This window comes from Peptoniphilus raoultii (assembly GCF_900099555.1).
Classification (GTDB): Bacteria; Bacillota; Clostridia; order Tissierellales; family Peptoniphilaceae; genus Peptoniphilus_A; species Peptoniphilus_A raoultii.
The window spans coordinates 349,966-368,811 of sequence record NZ_FMWM01000002.1 but is presented as its reverse complement, the minus strand read 5'-3'; the positions used below and the strand labels follow the sequence as shown (position 1 = coordinate 368,811).

Below are 18,846 nucleotides of genomic sequence, written 5' to 3'. Positions count from 1 at the left end.
CCGGTTTTTTCAAATTCTTCCAGCCCTTTTAAAGGCATAGAAAACAAGTCCCATTATTAAATAAAATATTATAAGGTAAAGGGTGTTTTTCTTCCTATCCAAATAAGTTAGGATCAAAAGGTCAAGCATGGTTAAAAGAATTAGGCCCAGCTGAAGATTTTTAAGGCCTTCGGGGATGACTTTACCAGCACTTTTAAACATTCTTCCCCTCCAAATAATTACCACTAAAAAGCTAGTAAGAAATAAGGTAAGCTTTGTGAATAAATTTTTTACTTTTTCCCTATTCATCTTTCCTTATATTTCTTTAATCCTTCCCTTAAAATTGCCATTGATTTTTTAAGGTCATCTACATTTAAGACAAAGGCAAGTCTAACCTTATTTTTTCCCTCATCAGAATTATAGAAAAATCCATCAGCTGGTGCCATCATTAGAGTTTCACCGTCAAGGTCAAAATCTGTTAAAAGCCATTTTGCAAAATCTTCTGTGTCATCAACGGGAAGGGTAGGCATAATATAAAAGGCTCCCTTTGGATTATAAACTTCAACTCCGTCAATTTTTTTAAGTTCTTCGTAGATAGTGTTACGTCTTTTTAGATATTCATCATTAACTTCTTTAAAATAGGATTCGTCACTTGTAAATAAAGCTGCTGCGCCCACTTGTTCAAGGGTTGGAGCTGCAAGCCTTCCTGTTACAAGTTTATTAATGGAAGTCAGGATATCTTGATTTTTTGTTACAATTGCACCAATTCTTGCTCCGCAGGCTCCATATCTTTTTGAAATTGAATCTAAAAGAATAAGTCTATCTTCAATACCTTCGATTTCTGCAAAGGATGTGTATTCTAAACCATCATAGACAAATTCCCTATAAACTTCATCTGTAATAATATACATATTATGTTTAATGGCAAGGGCTTTTAATCTTTCAAGCTCTTCTCTTGAATAAACAGCCCCCGTTGGATTTGTGGGATTAGAAATTAAAAAGGCAACAGACTTTTCAGAAATAACTTTTTCAATTTCTTCAGTTGAAGGAAGAGCAAAGCCATTTTTTGGGCTTGTGTCAAAGGCATTCATAGTAAGATTTAATTGATCAAAATAAGTCTTGTAATTTGAATAGAAGGGATTTGTTGTAATTATTTCATCACCTTCATCAGCAATAGTCATAAGTACAAAAAGAAGGGCTTCACTTGCACCGGATGTAATATAAATTTCATTAGCTTCAAAATTAAGATTTCTTCTCTTATAATAAGCTGCCCAGTTTTTTCTAAGTTCTTCAATGCCTGCAGCTGCAGGATATTTTAAAACTCTACCCTTAAAATTATCAATAGCTTCAAAAAAAGTTTCTGGAACTTCAATGTCAGGTGCACCTATATTTAGGTGATAAACTTTTTTGCCATTTTTTACTGCTTCTTGAGCGTAAGGCGTCAATTTTCTAATGGCAGAAAATTTAATTTTTGACGCTCTGTCTGATATTTTCATAATTTTCCTCCTCATTGCCATCTCAAATCTTCTCCGAAGAATTTAAGAGGCGTAAATTTTTGAAAAACCCTGGAAAAAACTCTATCCGTATAGGTTTTTGAAAGCTCCTTAGGTGATAAATTTGTAGAAATAATTGTTTTCTTACCCCTTATGAGTCTTGTATTTATTATGTTGAAAATTTCTGAATTTGTAAAGGTTGTTATTAGTTCAATACCCAAATCATCGACAATTAAAAGTTCGCTGTCAAATAAAAGTGAGTATTCCAAATTTTCAATCTTTTTAAATTTTTTATTTTCTAAAACTTCAATCATTTCATAGGCCGTTAGATAAATTACAGAAACATTTCTATCCATAAGCTCCTTGGCAATGCAGTTGATCATAAAAGTTTTGCCCTGACCTGTTGGTCCATAAAATAAAAGATTAAAATCATTATCTTCCTTAAAAGTAATAATAAAATTTTTAGAAAGGTCCGTAATTTTTTTAATATTTGCCCTTGGAGAGAGACCTTCCCTTTCATTTATTTCATCTGAAAAAAGATTAATATTAAATGTTGAAAAATTTTCCCTTAAAAGCACATGACTAAGATTAGAATTTTTATAGAGCTTATCAATAGTTAGTTTTTTAAGACAGGAACATTTGCTTCCATCTTCTAAAAATCCAGTGTCCTTACAAATATGGCAGTCATAGGGCATATCTAAATAATTTTCAGGATAACCCTTGGCCTTTAAAATTTTTCTCTTTTGGTCCTTAAGCTCTGAAATTTCCTGAGTTGCCTCTAAAACTAAAGAGGAGTCAGGCTTTGCAAAAATTTCCCTACAAGATTTTAAGGCAAGTTCACTTATAAAGGCATCTAAATTTTTAATGTCCGGAATTTTCCTATATATTTCATTTTTTCTTTGGCTTAAAAGATCCATATTTTTAAGCCTTATATTTTCATAATGAAGAGATATTTCTTGACCTAGTTCCATTAAATACCAAACTTTCTAAATGATTCTTCTCTTTTTTTCTTTGCCACATCTTCCAAATCCTCTTCACTATATTTATCAGTAATCTGCTTAAAATTGTGAAATTTTGTTTTGGGAGATGGGCTTTTTATCCTATCTTTTTCGGGAATTTCTTCCTTATTTCTTATATTTTTTTCCTTCCAAGATTTTAAAATCTTGTCCACATATTTTATATTGGGATTTGAAATGGCAGAAGTTCTTTTGCAGGCCTCTAAAACCATATCCATATCAAAAGTCATTTCATCAAACCATGAGCTGACAACATTAAAGTCCACTAAATTAAATTTTTTCCTTTCAAGGCCCAAAAAGGCCCTTACCTTAGAAAATCTATAATATTTTTCATCATGTTCAATATAGGATTTTTCCACATCTTCCATGGTTCTAATCCCGTCTTTTGACCAGTTTCTAATAATTCCTTCAATATATTTTATGTCATATATATCCTTAACTTCAGATGCATAATAAAAGGCCTCTTCAATTAAATCAGGGGGCATATTATAGACACTCACCCAAGAGGCAATGTCCATTTTTTTAAGGGGAGCAATGGGCTCTCTCATAAAAAATTCAGCCTTAGTGAGTAAATTTGCAATTTTTGGATCTTCAACAACTTCCGAATAGGGAGTCTTTTGACTTTCATCCTTTAAATTATAGACATCCCTAATATATAATTCCTTTAAATTTAAAAATTCAATTCCCTTATTTTCAAGGATTTTTATAATACCCTGCTTTTCCCAGTATTCCCATGCTCTTTCAATGTCAGACTCCAGCATATCCAACATATCAGCAAGAATTTTATTATCTATTTCTTCATTTGTGCCTTTCAGGGCAATTTTATAGGCCAAAAGATAGACCTTCACAAAATCCCCATTGGCATTAGGCATAAAATCATTAAAAAATATATTTGGAATGGGAGTTTCGTCAAAATCATATTTATTTTTTTCAAGTTTATAATTCATAATGAAAATCCTCTTTCTTAAGTTCCATTTTATAGGCATAAAAATAAGTTTTGCCAAAAATAATTTTAAAATTATCCCTTTCCCTTAAAAAATCCATATTTTTCTCATCAAAATCTCCATTAGGAAAGGCCATAAGGTTTTTTCTTATTATAGTAAAGCCAAGTTTTTTATAGAGGTGGAGGGCTCTTTTGTTATAGGAAGCAACTTTAAGATGTACTCTATTTAAATTTAAATCCCTAAAAGAATATTTTAAAATTGTCTTTAAGGCATCTTCTCCATAGCCATGATTTACAAGAGAGGGATTTAAAACAATGCCAATACTTGCCCTCTTAAAAATATTATTAATTGATTTAAGAGAAACATAACCAATAGGCACATTATCTTTTAAAACTGCAAAATAATGAGAAGAAGGATTTCTTGTCTTCCATTTGTACCATTCAATTATTTCTCTATCTGTTTTTGCGTAAAAATTATAGTCCCATAAAAGGACAGAGGGGTGTTTTGCCCAGTTTACAAATGAATATACATCATTTAAATTTAAATGTCTTAAAGAAATAATATTTCCCCTTAGCATATAACCACCTATCCATATTATATACTATTTTTTTCTTTTATCCTATTTACATTTTACAATTACTCATTATTTGTTGAAGTAAAAAAATCTATTGTTTTATCTTGTTTTTTTTAGCTAAGCGCTATAATAAACACGTACATTAATGTATAAATTTATTAATTTTTTTGGAGGTATATCATGAAAAAATCAATAAAGTATTTTTATTTACTTTTAATAGCATTTTCTCCAATTATAGCTGATGTTTTAATGACTTTTTGTTTTGAAATCACTTCTAGAATGACAGCGGGCAACATTGACCTAGGCATTTATTCAATTAGGCTAGGTGAAAGAATAGATGCTGTTCATAATTTCTTTTATATTTCCTCTATACTTGCCAGTTACTTACTCTATAAAATAAAATGTGACAAATAAAAATTTACCGACTTTAAAAATAAGAAATACAAACTTCTTTTTTTAAGTCGGTTTTTTGTACATTAGATTGTTTTGTATCTATAATATTTGCCAACAGTAAATAAGAGCAGATATTTTCAGCAATAAAACTTGGGAAAATAACTAATAGCAATACAAAACAAGCAATATATTTTCCTTTAAAATGACTCTTTATCAATTTACTAAATTATACAAAAAGCAATAAATCGGCTTCTTAGGTCCACACAAATAAATTTTACTTTATTTTCAGAAATATAATAAAAATATTACTAATAAAAAAAATTATAGCAATTTTTTTTGAAATAGTTTATAATTTAATTAAATGTAGTAAAGGAGAAAATTATGTTGGATGATATTGATTTAAAAATTCTTGAACTGCTTTCAGAAAATGGACGTATGAGTCATGAGGAAATTTCTAAACATCTAAATCTTACAAGGCCCGCCATCCATAGGAGAATTTATAAGATGGAGGAAGCCAAACTAATTAAGGGCTACAAGGTTATAATTGATTGGGAATCCATTGGTTATAATGTTGATACTTTTGTCCTTGCTAGGGTTAACACATCTAATTTTGACAAACTCATAAAAGAAATCAAAGATATCAAAGACCCATCCTTTAAAATTTTTGAATGCTTCAGAGTTACAGGCGAGCACTGCATTATGCTTAGGATTAAAACAGTTGCCACAAGCGATTTGAGAAGATTTTATGATATGGTTCTTGAGCTTGATGGAGTTTTGGATACAAAGACCCTCCTCATTTTAAAGACTGAAGAATTTGACAACACTATCTTTTATAACAAAAAAGAAAAGTGATTTTTAAGGGAGCCTAAGGGCTCTTTTTTTAATTACTTAAATTTAAGGAATTTTTAATCTTTTGAAGATCCCTTCAAATTTTTATTTGTAAATTTATATGATATAATACTTTAAAAGGTGGTTAAATGGATACAAAAATTTTAGTAGTCGATGACGAAAGTGCTATTGCAGATATAATAAAATTTAATTTTGAAAGAGAGGGCTATGCAGTTGATATTGCAAAAGATGGCCTTGAAGCTTTAGACTTTGTTAAAAAAACTTCTTACTCCTTGGTTTTACTTGACATAATGATGCCTAAATTAAATGGTTTTGATACATTAAAAGAGATTAGAAAAGAAAATGAAATGCCTGTCATTATGATTACGGCAAGAGAAGATGAAGTGGATAAAATTTTGGGCCTTGAACTTGGAGCTGATGATTATGTTGTTAAACCCTTTTCAATTAGGGAGCTTTTGGCAAGAGTTAAGGCAGTTCTCCGCCGTTTTACGGCACAAGCCGAAAATGCTGATCAGTTTTTGGAAATAGGAGAACTTGAAATAAATTTAAATAAATATGAAGTTAAGAAAAATAATAAAATAATAGAACTTACCCTTAGGGAATTTGAACTTTTAAAGTTTATGGCAACAAATGCCGGCACTGTTTTTTCAAGGGAGGAGCTTTTAGAGAAAGTCTGGGACTATGAATATTATGGGGACATTAGGACTGTTGATGTAACTATAAGAAGGCTTAGAGAAAAAATTGAAGACACTTCTAAGGACTATAAATATATAATTACCAAAAGAGGAGTGGGCTATTATTTTGACAAAGAGGCCGATTAATGTTTAAAAATGCCTTTCAAAGTATTAAATTTAGAATTGTATTAATATATTTTATTCTTGTACTTATTTCCATGTCAATTGTGGGATCTTTTATTGTCCAAAGACTTGAAAGTATCCAAAGGGATAAGGTTCAGGAAAATATGCAAAAAACTATATCTTCTATTGCAACGGCAACTTCAACTCTTTTAAATGGAGATAAGGCTTCTTTTTTAAATTTGGACAGAAGTTTAAAAAATTGGGGCCTTAGTTTAGGTCAAAGCGTATATATTTTGTCAACAGACAAAAATCCTAAAGTCCTTGCTAGTTCAGTTTCCCAAGATGCTGATCTTTTAAATAAATCTGCCTATGCCCTTCCTTTTTTAGAAGCCTCATTAATTTCAGGAGCTCTTGAGGGCAGAGAAAGTGAAAGAGTTGTAATGAGTAAAAAAGATCCTCATTCAGTAAAACATATTGCAAGGCCCCTTCTTTTAAGTGAGGGCAGCGTTGCAGCAATTATTTATATGACAGAAAACCTGTCTTCAATTTATGAAATGACCTCAGAATCTAAGGTCATTCTTTCCTATGCAACAATTATTGCCCTTCTTATCACATCAGTTTTAGGCTATATTATAGCAAATTCAATTACAACACCTATTCGGGACGTTACCAGAAAGGCCAAGGAAATGGCCAAGGGAAATTTTAATCAGAGAGTTGATGTAAAATCAAATGATGAAATTGGTCAATTGGGAACAATGTTTAACTATTTAACAGATGAGCTAAATTCTACAATTGCAAAAATTGGCCTTGAAAAGTCAAAACTTGACACAATTTTTAATTATATGGCAGAGGGAGTTATAGCCATAAATAGGAATAACACTTTGATTCATGCCAATAATATAGCAAAAAATCTTCTCTCTCTTACAGATGATAGATTAAATACAAAAATTGACATTTCAAAAATCGGCCTTAAAGATATTGACTATAATAATGAAAAAACTTTAAGGGGTGAGGCCCTATTAGAAATAAATAAATATTTTTATAAGATAAAATATGCTCCCTACAAATCAGATTTAGATGAAAATGAAGGCCTTATTATTGTTTTTGCAGACGTAAATAAGGAGCACAGGCTTGATGTTTTGAGAAAGGAATTTGTGGCAAATGTAAGCCACGAGCTTAAAACTCCTATAACAACAATTTCATCCTACACCGAAACTTTAATAAATGGAGTTGACAAGGCGGATGAAATAAAATTTTTAAGGGTAATTGAAAGGGAAAATAATAGGATGTCAAGGCTTGTAAAAGATCTTTTAGTCCTTTCAAATATAGACTACAAGAGAGAGCATTTGATAATCAGTGACTTTTCTACCTATGAATTTATTGAAGAGGCCCTAGAAAGTCAAAATCTTTTAATTTCTCAAAAATTCCAGGAAATTTCCATAGACGTACCCCTAAGAATTAGAAATATACATACAGACAGGCATGGAGCTGACCAAATTTTGACAAATATTATTTCAAATGCCGTTAAATATACAAAAGATCATGGAAAAATAAAAATTTCTGCAGAAAATTATGCCTATGACAATAAAAATTATATTTTAATTAAGGTTAGGGATAACGGCATTGGCATCCCCAAGGGCGACCTTCCACAAATTTTTGAGAGATTTTATAGGGTTGAAAAGGGAAGGTCAAGGTCTATGGGCGGCACAGGTCTTGGGCTTTCCATTGCAAAAGAAATGATAAAATCCCTTGGGGGAGATATTTTAATTGATTCAGTTTTAAATAAGGGGACAGAAGTTTCCCTATATTTCCCGGCAGGTGAATTTTATGAATTTTAAATCAAAGGATTTTTATAAAAATCTTGCCCTCTTTCTTTTAATAATTTTACTTCTTTTACAGGCATCCTATTTGTGGCTAAGATTTTCTATACCAAAAAAATCAGATGAAGGCGATTTTAAATCTCATGACCTTTCCGTGGAAGTTTTTATGCCGGTAAGCCTAGTAGTAAATTTAGGACCTAAAGAGCACTATATGCTAAATAATTTTAAGAATTATTGGAGGGCCTATGCAAGAGATATTTCTGAAATTATGTTAAATGTAAGATCAGAAAATGTTGTTCTTATAAGCCCTGAAGAATATTTATCCCTTCAGGACCAAAAATCCCTAGTCTTTAAATTTTCATCTCCCCTTTCAGGCTCAATATTAATAAATCTTATGGGCGAGGAAAAACTTGATAATAATATTAATATTTCAGTTTCTTCCATTTATATTTCAAGAGAAAATGAGGTCTATATTGGTGGGTCCAATAATTATTATAGGCTGACTGGTCTTAAGACAAATTTAAATATTCAAAGGCTCCTTGATAGTGCCCCGGAAAGAGGGAAAAATTACTTAAATTTTAAAGAAGTTTTTGGTATTAATAAGGACCTATTAATTCCCGATTCATTCTTTATTGAAAGCCAAAGAATTTATTATGAACCTTCAATTAATGAAATTGACGAGTCCATAAAAAATAATCTTGCCATAAGATTTTTGGGTTCAGATTTAGATGCCATAAGGGAAATTAAAGAATTTGACAAGACTTCCTATATTTTTGAAAATAAATATCTTTCCTTTAACAGCAATTCAATCCTAGAATTTTCAGACGAAAAATTAATTGATATAGGGGATAGAAATCTCTATTCTTCCATTGTTACATCCCTAAAATTTCTATCCAAAAATTCTGGTATGTATCAAAAAATTTATTTAGATAAAATTGAGCCATTAGACTTTCAAAATTCTAAGGGCTATAAATTTTACTATAATTTTAAGGAATCTGGGAAAAATTTAGTTTTTAATTCTAAGGACGGGGCCTTTATTGAAATGGAAGTTTTTTCAGATCATGTAAAATCCTATAGGGAATTTTATTATAAAAAAACCCAAGACCCAAATTATATGCCGGTAAATATAAAAATTTTAAGGATTGATGATGTGGTTTCAGAAAACCTTCCTTATCTTGAAGGGACAGACCCCATGGAAATTTTAAAAAATATAAGTGACTTAAATATAGTCTATATGACTGAAGATTTATATGAGGCTACTTCCCTAAATCTTGCCTATGAACTAACCTATGCAAATAAAAAATTTTACTTTGACATTTCAAATGGCAAACTTCTTTTAATAAGGTGATAAAATGGATTGGCAAAAATCAAAGACAACACTAATTGTTTCCTTAATAATTACAAATTTAATTTTATTTGTATTGGTCCTACTTAATTTTAGCGAATCCTTGGATCAGTCCCTTTCTCCAAAGTTCATAGAAAATACAAAAAAGATTTTAGAGGACTATGACATAGAAATTTCCTGTGCCATCCCCAAAAGGCATCCCAAACTTCCAAGCCTTTTAGTGGAATTTGAATCCTATGATGAGGATAGCCTTAAAAGGAGATTTTTTAACAATGCAGGCACAATTACTCATCCTTCCACAGATAGGGTTGAAATAAATTGGAATGATGAGCATATAAATCTTTTTAATTATAGAAGAATTTTTTATGAGTATTCGGGAAGTAAGGAAAAATATGAACTTGAAGACAAAAAAGATGCAGAAAAAATTGTAAATGATTTTTTAGTTAGCCATAAGTACCGTATAGATGATATGAATTTAAATTATTGCACTGAAGATGAAGGAAAATTTTATTTAAATTATACAAAAATCTATGAGAGGAAAATTTTAGAATCCTCCTACACAAATTTTGTTGTCGACAAGAGAGGGGTACTTTCCATGGATAGGTTGTGGCTTAATGTTTTGGAGAAATCAAAGAGAAAAATCACCCTATCATCAGCCACAAGAGCCTTACTTGGTCTTGTTGATAAGGAGGAGGCCTATGGCAAAAAAATAATTTCCATAAAAGACTGTTTTTATTTTAATCCTGAAGACCAAGGCTATATTGAAGATATAACAAAGGCCCTTCAAGGCAGGGCAATTGCATCTTGGAGAATTGAATTTGAAGACGGCGACAACATAGTTATGGATGAATATTAATTTAACAAAAATTTAGACCTATGTTAAAATTAATATTGGAGGCATTATGAAATTTATATCAATAGCAAGCGGTTCATCAGGCAATTGCCAGTTTTTAGAATATAATAATACAAGAATACTTGTGGATGCAGGCTTATCAGGCAGAAAAATTGAAGAAAATTTAAAAAGCGTTGGCATTGATCCCGAAACAATTGATGCAATTTTTGTGACTCATGAGCATACTGACCATGCAAAATCTGTAGGAGTTCTTTCAAGAAGGCATAATATAAAAGTATTTACAAACCTTGAAACTCTTCAGGCCATGGAAGTTACTGTCAAAAAATTAAAGGCAGAAAATGTCTATATATTTGAAAATAATCGACCCTTTAAATTTAAGGACCTATATATAAATCCCATAGATACTTTTCATGACTGTGCAAAGGGCTGCGGTTTTGCCATAGAAGGTGACAAAAAAGTTTCCCTGATAACAGATACAGGCTGGGTAAATACAGAGTCCCTTCAAAAAATGGAAGGGTCAAAACTCTATTATATTGAGGCAAACCATGATGTTGAAATGCTTATAAATGGAAGATACACTTGGCCCACAAAAAAAAGAATAATGTCAACAAAAGGTCATCTTTCAAATGAAAATTCGGCAGAAGTTTTAGAAAAATTATTGAAAAAAGAGGGCGAGCAAATTGTTTTGGCCCACCTTTCAACAGAAAATAATATGCCTGAACTTGCCCAAAAAACTTGCACAGATTTTTTAAGAGGAAAAAATATTTTAGAAGACATAGACTATAAATTAGACGTGGCACCGAGATATGTTCCCGGCAAAAGTTATGACTTATAGGAGGTTAAATGGAAATATTAGTTACAAATGACGATGGAATCTTAGCAGAAGGAATAAAGGTCATTGCCAAAAAATTAGTAGAAATGGGCCATAAAATTACAATAGCGGCACCAAATGTAGAAAATTCAGGAAAATCCCATGCCATAACTTTTAAGACCCCTCTTGTGGTTCAAAATTTAAAACTTGAAGGCCTTGAAGAAGTGGAAGCCATTAGAGTTTTTGGAACTCCAGCAGACTGCGTAAGGGCAGCAGTCCATTTATGTAAAAAGAGATTTGATTTTTGCTTTTCAGGTATAAATTCTGGCTACAATGCAGCCACAAATGTTTTATATTCAGGCACAGTTTCAGCAGCAATAGAGGCAAATCTATTTAATATAAGATCTCTTGCAGTTTCATCGTCCTATGTCAATGGTCAGGTAAATTATGAAAGTGCCGCCCAAATAGCCATGGATTTATTTGAAAAAATAAAGGACATTAAAATTAATCAGGTCTACAATTTAAATGTGCCCTATCTTCCCTATGATGGTATTAAGGGAATTAAAGTTGCAAAAGTTGGAAGAGATGTAATGAGCATTTATGATATAACTAGTGAAGGAAATGAATACAACCTACAGCTAAAGGGCTTTCCAAAACAGTTTAATGGCGATAGAGATTCGGATATATATTATTTAAACCAAGGCTATGCAACAGTAAGCCCCCTTATTTATGATTCAACAAATAAAAAATCCATAGAAAGTTTAAAGGAAATTATAGACTAAGGCTAAATACTAGCCTTATTTTTTTGAAATAAAATAAGGCTAAAAATTGCAAAAAAATAAGAGGGAGGTCCCTCTTAAATAAAAAATAATTATTTTTCACTAACATTATATCCCATATCCTCTAAAAATCTCCTAACAGAATTTTCCGGGGCAACATGGGCAGCTCCAATTACAACAAATATGATCCTGCCCTTTTTTTCTCTTAAAATCTCGTCAATTTTCTTTGCCATATATTCATCTCTGCCATCAGTAATTGACTTATTATATTCATTATCTGCCTCATTTGAAGCTTCTGTTCCAATTAAATTATTAAAATTTTTCAAATCATTTTGAATCCATGCTTCCTGTATTAAATATAAGCCCCTATTTATATTTTTATAGGAATTTTTGTCAAGCTCATCTAAAATATTTTTTATTAATTCTTTATAGGTTTCTGTGGAAAGTCTTGTAAAAAGTTTGGACTGCATTTGAGCATTCTCAAGTTCTCCAACTTCTTTGCCTTCTCTTTCGCTTAAAAATAGAAAATATCTTTCTACTCCAAGGACCTTGCCATATTTATTTTCATGGTCCATGGAAAGAGTGGAATAAATGGCCCATGGTCTCACTTTATCAAGATTTTTTATATTTAAATTTAATTTTTTTAAGCTTTCTTCCAGCCTTTTATAAAGGTCATCTCCCAAGTCTTTTTTAAGAGATCCTTCATCTTTATAAAACATTTCTTGGTCATAAAAATTTTGAAGGTCTGGGTCAGTTAAGTCGATTTCAAAATATAAAATTTCACTTTCCTTAAAAGCCTTTAAAATTTCATCTTTAAGAGGATACATTTCATTAGTCCCAAGGTGGATTGATCCCAAAAGATAGGCCTTTGATCCATCTTTTGTGGCCTCATAAAAGAAAGCCTTGGCAGCCTTGCCGCTTTCGTTTATTCTAATCCTTGTAGCTCTTGTATATAGGGAAATTGCCTCTTCAAGAGGAATCTTCACCATCAAATAATCATCTTTTTTTGAACCAAAGAAGATTTTTTGAGAAAAAGAGTCATCTGTATTTAATAAAAAATTTATGGAAGACAAGATTTCCTTTCTGCTAAAATCCTTAAAAATAAAATTTTCATTTTTAACAGAAATACCAAGTGCTCCTAATTTTTCCTTAGTGAATTTATAAAGGGTGTCTAAATCTTCCTTGTCAGCTATTCTTTTGTAGTCGGCCTTTGCCTTAATTTTATCTAAGGGATAGATCCCGTAAAAACCAGCATCATTTAAATCACTAACTGCCCAAGGGCTAATATTAATTTTTTGACTTTGGCCTTTATTTTCTCCCTTAACTTCTTGACCACTTACAAAAATCAAAGAAAAAAGTAAAATGAATAGATAAATTTTAAATATTTTTTTCATACAAAAGCTCCTTTAACTTTTGGCTAAAAATTTGATTAGAATTTTTATCTAAAAGACAAAATCTGAAATATTTTTCTGAAAGCCCCTTGAAATTTGATAAGTCCCTAATTATGATTCGGGACTTTTTTAGTTTTTCCCTAAGGTCTTTTGCAGAAAAATCTCCCTTTATTTTAACAAGGATAAAATTTCCATAGGATTTAAAAAGTTTAAGAGATGAAATTTCTGAAAGGTCTTCAAAAATTCTTTCCCTTTCATTTTTCATAAATTCATAGACTTTTTTAATATATTCTTTGTCGGAAAACATCTTTTGACCCATAAGGTCGGCACAAATATTTATTTGCCAGAGGATTTCCCTATTTTTAAAGGCTTCTAAAAGTTTTTTAGAGGAAGTTAATCCATAGCCCAGCCTAAGGCCCGGAACGCCAAAAAATTTTGAAGTCCCCCTAGTGACAAGAAGATTTTCATAAGATTTTGTCAAATCTCCTGCAGAATAAAGATTCATATCAGTAAATTCAACATAGGTTTCGTCAGTTAATACAAAGCTCTTAGTTTTTTCTAAAATACTTTTTATCTCATCCTTTAATAAAATTGACCCTGTGGGATTATTGGGATTAGCAAACACAAATAGGTCAATATTTTCTTTATTAATTGTATCTATTAAAAGATTTAGGTCTATGGCAAAATTATTTTTTTCCCTTAAAGGATAGTAAAAAATTTCAGATCTAGCTTTTTTTAATTCCTTTTCATATTCACTATAGCAGGGAGATAAAAGAAGGGATTTTTTAGGTCTTATAATTTCAATTGCATTAGAAAGCACTTCTGTTGATCCAAGGCCTAAAATAATATTTTGAAAATTACCGCCAGCATAGGATGAAATGGCAGCCTTTAAATCCTTGTAATTTGGATCGGGATAGGTCCTAATTAAAGATAGGTTTTCCCTTAAAAATTCAAGGGCTTTGGAGCTTGGACTCAGGGGATTGATATTAGATGAAAAATCCATAATATCTTCAGTTTTGCAGTCAAGTTCCCTTGCTAATTCAAAAAGATTGGCACCGTGAAAATTTTCCAAGCTTATCACCTCCTTTATATTTTATCAGTAATGAAATTAAAGTTAAATAAAAAAGGAAAAATAAAAGAGGAAAGCCTTAGGTAAAATTTTCTGAAGCAAAATTTACTAAAGACCGTCCTCTAAATAAAAAAGGACGCAAAAGCGTCCCCCAAAAAATATTTTTACATCATACCGCCCATTCCTGGATTCATAGGCATTTGTGGTTTATCTTCTTTTATATTTGCAACAGCTGCTTCTGTTGTTAAAATCATAGCTGAAGCTGAAGCTGCATTTTGAAGGGCAGATCTTGTTACCTTTGTTGGGTCAACAATACCTTCTTCAATCATATTCACATAAGAATTAGTAAGTGCATTATAACCAACGCCTTTTTCTTTATTTTTAATATTTTCAACGATAATTGAACCTTCAACACCAGCATTTTCTGCAATTTGTCTTACAGGAGCTTCAAGAGCCTTTAAGATAATATTTGCACCAGTTTTTTCATCGCCTTCTAAAGATTCTACAAGTTTTTCAACTTCATCACAAGAGTCAAGAAGAACAGTTCCGCCACCTGGAACAATACCTTCTTCGACAGCTGCTCTTGTTGCAGAAAGGGCATCTTCAATACGAAGTTTTCTTTCTTTTAATTCAACTTCAGTTGCAGCACCAACTTGAATAACAGCAACTCCGCCAACAAGTTTTGCAAGTCTTTCTTGTAATTTTTCCTTGTCAAAATCAGAATCAGTTTCTTCAATTTGTGATTTAATTTGACCTATTCTCTTGTCAATTTCTCCTTTATCTCCAGAACCATTAACAATAACAGTAAGTTCTTTTTCAACTCTAACCTTGCCGCATCTTCCCAGCATATCAATTGTAGCTTCTTTTAATTCTTGTCCAAGGTCTTGGGAAATAACTTTGCCGCCAGTTAAGATTGCAATATCTTGCAGCATATCTTTTCTTCTGTCCCCATAGCCGGGAGCCTTAACGCCAACAACATTTAAAGTTCCTCTTAAAGAGTTAACAACAAGAGTTGCAAGAGCTTCTCCTTCAATATCTTCAGCAATAATTAGAAGAGGTTTAGATTGTTGAAGAACTTGTTCAAGTAAAGGCAAGATATCTTGGATATTTGAAATTTTCTTGTCAGTAATTAAAACAAATGGATCGTCAAGTTCAGCAACCATTTTTTCAGAATCAGTTACCATATAAGGAGATAAATATCCTCTGTCAAATTGCATACCTTCAACAACTTCAAGGCTTGTACCCATAGATTTTGATTCTTCAACAGTAATAACACCGTCATTGCCAACTTTTTCCATGGCTTCTGAAATAAGATTTCCAATTTCTTCGTCAGCAGCAGATACAGATGCAACTTGTGCAATTTCATCTTTTGAATCTACAGATTTTGAATATTTTTTAATAGCTTCAACAGTTTTGTCAACAGCTTTTTTAATACCCTTTTGAAGAATCATAGGATTTGCACCAGCTGCTAAATTTTTCATACCTTCTAAAATAATAGCTTGGGCAAGAAGAGTAGCAGTTGTTGTACCGTCACCAGCAACATCATTTGTTTTTGTTGCAACTTCCTTTAAAAGTTGTGCACCCATATTTTCAAACTTATCTTCACATTCAATTTCACGAGCAATAGTTACACCGTCATTAGTAATCAGCGGAGTTCCATATTCCTTATCTAAAATAACATTTCTGCCCTTTGGGCCAAGAGTTACTTTTACTGTATTCGCAAGTTTATTAATGCCTTCAATAAGGCCAGCTCTTGCATCTTCTGCAAATTTAATTTCTTTTGCCATATTTATCACCTTTCTTCTTATTCAATAACTGCTAAAATATCTTGGAACTTAATAATAGTAAATTTTTCCTTTTCAATTTCAATTTCGCTACCCGCATATTTTGAAAATACAACCTTGTCTCCAACTTTAAGAAGACCTTTCATATCTTCATCCTTGTCAATTTTATTGCCAAGGGCAACAATTTCAGCAACATTTGATTCTTCCTTTGCACTTGATGGAAGAACAATTCCTGACTCTGTTCTTTCTTCTTTTTCTATTTTTTTAATAACTATTTTGTCATCTAAAGGTCTTAAATTCATAATATACCTCCAATTCCATACCTTTTAACTTAGCACTCACTTGCTTCTAGTGCTAACACTTATTATAATAATATATTTATAGGGAATTTGCAAGAGAAAAGGAGCTGAAATTTAAAATTTAACAAAAATTTCACATTTGTTGAAAAAATCTAGGGACTGTCACCGTAAAAGAAAACCTGGGGACTGTCCCTTGTGGACGGTTTTCATAAATTAAGAAATGTAATTATCATAAAATAAAATATAAATAAATATAATTCAAAATAAAACAACTTTAAAAAAAGAGGGACAGTCCCTCACACTTAAAAAAAATAAAAATTAAAGAAAAATAGAAAAATAATTATAAATAATTCATAAAAAAAGCGGACAGTCCCTCGCATTTTTAAAATAATATAAAAACTATCTTATTAAATTAATAATAAATTCATAAATAAGAGGAAATAGAAGTGCTGGCAGGGTATTGGCAATTTTAAAATCTTTAACATCAAGCATTTTAAGTCCAATGGCAAAAATCATAATGCCGCCAATGCCTGATATATTTGCAATAACACTTTCAGAAAAGATTGGTGCTAAAAATCCTGCAAGAATGGTAAGCGTACCTTGGTAAACAAGAAGTGAAAGAGAAGAAAAGACAACACCAAGACCCATTGTTGTTGCCAAAATAAATGATGTAATTCCGTCAATTGATGCTTTGGCAAATAAAATGTCATAGTTTCCAGAAATTCCTGCATCAAGGCATCCTAAAATTCCCATGGAACCCATGCAAAACAAAAGAGTTGAAGTAACAAAAGCATCTACAAAATTTGCGTTTTTTGAATCGCTGCCCTCTTTAATAAAAAATTTTTTAATCCTTATGCCTAGTTTATTAACTGCCCCTTCAATGTCAAGGGCCTCTCCAATAATTATTCCAAGAACAAGGGATACAATAATTACTATTGTATCGCCCTTAAGGCCGGCATTAATTCCTATCATTGATATGGAAATAGGTATAAAGGATAAAATTGTTTCTTGAAAAGTTTTTGGGATTTTATGGCCCAGCCTATAACCTAAAAAACTTAAAATTAAAACAGCAAGTGCATTTGCTATAACGCCTATCATTTTTTTACTCCTATTTTATTGTCACGTCCATAATAAAATAAGTATTGGTTGGCAAAACCGGCATAGGGTCCGAAAACTTTCCTTCCATAGTCTGCCACCTTGTTTTTGGGAACTTTCTTATTTAAATAAAGTTCTTCCATAACTCTTTTTATCCAAACATCAACAGGGAAGGATTCATGTCTTTTAAAGGCAAAAAGGAGAATGCAGTCTGAGACTTTTGGGCCAACACCAGGTAGGACCTGCAAATTTTCCCTTGCATCTTCAAGATTCATTTTGTCAATTTCCTCTAAATCAATAAGACCTTCATCAATCATTTTTGCCGCCTCAACAATTCTCTTGTCCCTAAAGCCAACTCCAGTTTTTTGCCTTAATTCTGCTGGGTCAACATTTTTTAAAACAGATGGAGAGGGAAAGGAATAGTAGGCCCTATTGTGATCTGCTCCCAAAAAATCACCATATAAATTGGAAATTTTTTCAATTGATCCCCTAATTCTTTTTATGCCATTATTGGCAGAGATTATAAAGGAAATGACAGTTTCAAATTTTTCTTGATTTAAAATTCTTATGCCTTCGCCATATTTTATGGCTTCATCCATAAGATAAATTTTTGAAAGATCATCCTTTATTTTTTTGTAATCTCTATTTAAATCAAAATATTCTTTCCAAATATTATTAAAATCCTCTTCATTTGTTCCTTTTATAATAAGGCCATGAGATGTTTTTTTAAGATTAATAACCCTTTTGTGGGCAACAAGGGTAAAAGACTTATCTTCTTCTTCATAAAATCTAAAGGTCTGACCGCAGGTCAAGACATCTTTAGGGTCAAAAGAATCAGCATTTTCTATAAGTACATAATCAGGGAAAATTTTAAAATCCATAAAATTTAATTTTCCTCTTCTTCTAACAAATTCTTTAGATAATAGGAAAGAATGAGAAGAGAATCATTAAGTCTAACATTTTCAACCACAACCCCATCAGGAGTTTTTAAGTCATGGGGAGAAAAATTCCAAATTCCTTTTATGCCTGATGAAATCACAAGATCGCAAACATCTTCAGTGCTAGATGCCGGAACTGTTATTATTGCAACTTCAATATTATGATCACTTACATATTTTTTAAAATCTTCCATTGGAAGAACAGGAAGCCCCTCCACATCGTCAATTTTTTTAACATCAAAAAGTGCCATAATATTAAAACCTGAAGTCCTAAAACCGCTATATCTTGCAATAGCACCTCCAAGTCTTCCTGCCCCTATAAGCACACTTTTATATTCACGATTAATTCCAAGTATTTTGTCAATTTCTTTTCTTAATTCTTTTGTATTATAGCCATATCCTTGTTGGCCAAAGCCTCCAAAATTATTTAAGTCTTGTCTTATTTGCGATGCAGTAAATCCTGTCAGCTCACTTAACCTTTGAGAAGAAACACGATTTTCACCTTCATCAATAAGATTTGATAAATATCTATGATAAATAGGCATTCTTCTTATTACCGTATTTGAGATTTCCTTAGATAATTTAGGCATAATTCACCCCCAACTTAAAATATTATA

Annotated in this window: 20 protein-coding genes; 8 read left to right on the top strand and 12 right to left on the bottom strand. The window is 31.5% G+C overall.

Features of this window, described 5'->3' with window-relative positions; all coding sequences use genetic code 11:
• Positions 1–9: 9 nt before the first annotated feature.
• The 5 genes from BQ4446_RS01715 to BQ4446_RS01695 form a co-directional block, all read right to left on the bottom strand.
• Positions 10–201, bottom strand: a complete 192-nt coding sequence (locus tag BQ4446_RS01715; RefSeq protein ID WP_245149639.1) for a hypothetical protein — start codon at positions 199–201, stop codon at positions 10–12.
• A gap of 83 nt (positions 202–284) precedes the next feature.
• On the bottom strand, positions 285–1,475 hold the full coding sequence (locus BQ4446_RS01710) for a pyridoxal phosphate-dependent aminotransferase (RefSeq protein ID WP_071026112.1): 1,191 nt from the start codon (positions 1,473–1,475) through the stop codon (positions 285–287).
• Between the two features lie 11 nt (positions 1,476–1,486).
• Positions 1,487–2,443, bottom strand: a complete 957-nt coding sequence (locus BQ4446_RS01705) for an ATP-binding protein (RefSeq protein ID WP_071026110.1) — start codon at positions 2,441–2,443, stop codon at positions 1,487–1,489.
• Positions 2,443–3,435: a DnaD domain protein gene (locus tag BQ4446_RS01700; RefSeq protein ID WP_071026109.1), complete on the bottom strand. Its 993-nt coding sequence runs from the start codon at positions 3,433–3,435 to the stop codon at positions 2,443–2,445. Before BQ4446_RS01700 ends, BQ4446_RS01705 begins: the two co-directional genes overlap by 1 nt.
• Entirely contained in the window at positions 3,425–4,009 is a 585-nt protein-coding gene (locus BQ4446_RS01695) for a GNAT family N-acetyltransferase (protein WP_071026106.1), read from the bottom strand. Before BQ4446_RS01695 ends, BQ4446_RS01700 begins: the two co-directional genes overlap by 11 nt.
• A 177-nt stretch (positions 4,010–4,186) precedes the next feature.
• On the opposite strand from BQ4446_RS01695, the gene BQ4446_RS01690 reads away from it, so the two are divergent.
• From BQ4446_RS01690 to surE, 8 genes are all read left to right on the top strand, one after another.
• Positions 4,187–4,420: a hypothetical protein gene (locus BQ4446_RS01690; RefSeq protein WP_071026104.1), complete on the top strand. Its 234-nt coding sequence runs from the start codon at positions 4,187–4,189 to the stop codon at positions 4,418–4,420.
• Positions 4,421–4,780: 360 nt separating this feature from the next.
• Positions 4,781–5,251 carry an Lrp/AsnC family transcriptional regulator gene (locus BQ4446_RS01685; protein WP_071026102.1) on the top strand — a complete coding sequence of 157 codons (471 nt, stop codon included), beginning with the start codon at positions 4,781–4,783 and terminating at the stop codon, positions 5,249–5,251.
• A gap of 125 nt (positions 5,252–5,376) precedes the next feature.
• On the top strand, positions 5,377–6,069 hold the full coding sequence (locus tag BQ4446_RS01680; protein ID WP_071026100.1) for a response regulator: 693 nt from the start codon (positions 5,377–5,379) through the stop codon (positions 6,067–6,069).
• Positions 6,069–7,883: a HAMP domain-containing sensor histidine kinase gene (locus tag BQ4446_RS01675; protein ID WP_071026098.1), complete on the top strand. Its 1,815-nt coding sequence runs from the start codon at positions 6,069–6,071 to the stop codon at positions 7,881–7,883. Before BQ4446_RS01680 ends, BQ4446_RS01675 begins: the two co-directional genes overlap by 1 nt.
• Entirely contained in the window at positions 7,873–9,213 is a 1,341-nt protein-coding gene (locus tag BQ4446_RS01670) for a hypothetical protein (protein ID WP_071026097.1), read from the top strand. Before BQ4446_RS01675 ends, BQ4446_RS01670 begins: the two co-directional genes overlap by 11 nt.
• Positions 9,214–9,217: 4 nt before the next feature.
• Entirely contained in the window at positions 9,218–10,066 is an 849-nt protein-coding gene (gene yycI / locus BQ4446_RS01665) for a two-component system regulatory protein YycI (RefSeq protein ID WP_071026095.1), read from the top strand.
• Between the two features lie 46 nt (positions 10,067–10,112).
• Entirely contained in the window at positions 10,113–10,898 is a 786-nt protein-coding gene (locus BQ4446_RS01660) for an MBL fold metallo-hydrolase (protein ID WP_071026093.1), read from the top strand.
• 8 nt (positions 10,899–10,906) lie between these two features.
• Positions 10,907–11,656 (top strand): 5'/3'-nucleotidase SurE, encoded by a 750-nt coding sequence (gene surE / locus BQ4446_RS01655; RefSeq protein WP_071026092.1) that lies wholly within the window; start codon positions 10,907–10,909, stop codon positions 11,654–11,656.
• Positions 11,657–11,745: 89 nt separating this feature from the next.
• Here the strand turns inward: surE and BQ4446_RS01650 are convergent, their stop codons facing one another.
• The 7 genes from BQ4446_RS01650 to BQ4446_RS01620 form a co-directional block, all read right to left on the bottom strand.
• Positions 11,746–13,047 carry a TraB/GumN family protein gene (locus tag BQ4446_RS01650; protein ID WP_071026090.1) on the bottom strand — a complete coding sequence of 434 codons (1,302 nt, stop codon included), beginning with the start codon at positions 13,045–13,047 and terminating at the stop codon, positions 11,746–11,748.
• Positions 13,031–14,116 carry a pyridoxal phosphate-dependent aminotransferase gene (locus tag BQ4446_RS01645; protein ID WP_071026088.1) on the bottom strand — a complete coding sequence of 362 codons (1,086 nt, stop codon included), beginning with the start codon at positions 14,114–14,116 and terminating at the stop codon, positions 13,031–13,033. The genes BQ4446_RS01650 and BQ4446_RS01645 overlap by 17 nt, the downstream gene beginning before the upstream one ends.
• A 161-nt stretch (positions 14,117–14,277) precedes the next feature.
• Positions 14,278–15,900: a chaperonin GroEL gene (gene groL, locus BQ4446_RS01640; protein WP_071026086.1), complete on the bottom strand. Its 1,623-nt coding sequence runs from the start codon at positions 15,898–15,900 to the stop codon at positions 14,278–14,280.
• Between the two features lie 17 nt (positions 15,901–15,917).
• Positions 15,918–16,199, bottom strand: coding sequence for a co-chaperone GroES (locus BQ4446_RS01635; protein WP_071026084.1), 282 nt, complete (start codon positions 16,197–16,199; stop codon positions 15,918–15,920).
• A 396-nt stretch (positions 16,200–16,595) separates the two neighbouring features.
• Positions 16,596–17,294 carry a DUF554 domain-containing protein gene (locus tag BQ4446_RS01630; RefSeq protein ID WP_071026082.1) on the bottom strand — a complete coding sequence of 233 codons (699 nt, stop codon included), beginning with the start codon at positions 17,292–17,294 and terminating at the stop codon, positions 16,596–16,598.
• Positions 17,291–18,172, bottom strand: a complete 882-nt coding sequence (locus BQ4446_RS01625) for a DNA-3-methyladenine glycosylase family protein (protein ID WP_071026080.1) — start codon at positions 18,170–18,172, stop codon at positions 17,291–17,293. The genes BQ4446_RS01630 and BQ4446_RS01625 overlap by 4 nt, the downstream gene beginning before the upstream one ends.
• Before the next feature lie 5 nt (positions 18,173–18,177).
• Entirely contained in the window at positions 18,178–18,819 is a 642-nt protein-coding gene (locus BQ4446_RS01620; RefSeq protein ID WP_071026078.1) for a redox-sensing transcriptional repressor Rex, read from the bottom strand.
• Positions 18,820–18,846 lie beyond the last annotated feature (27 nt).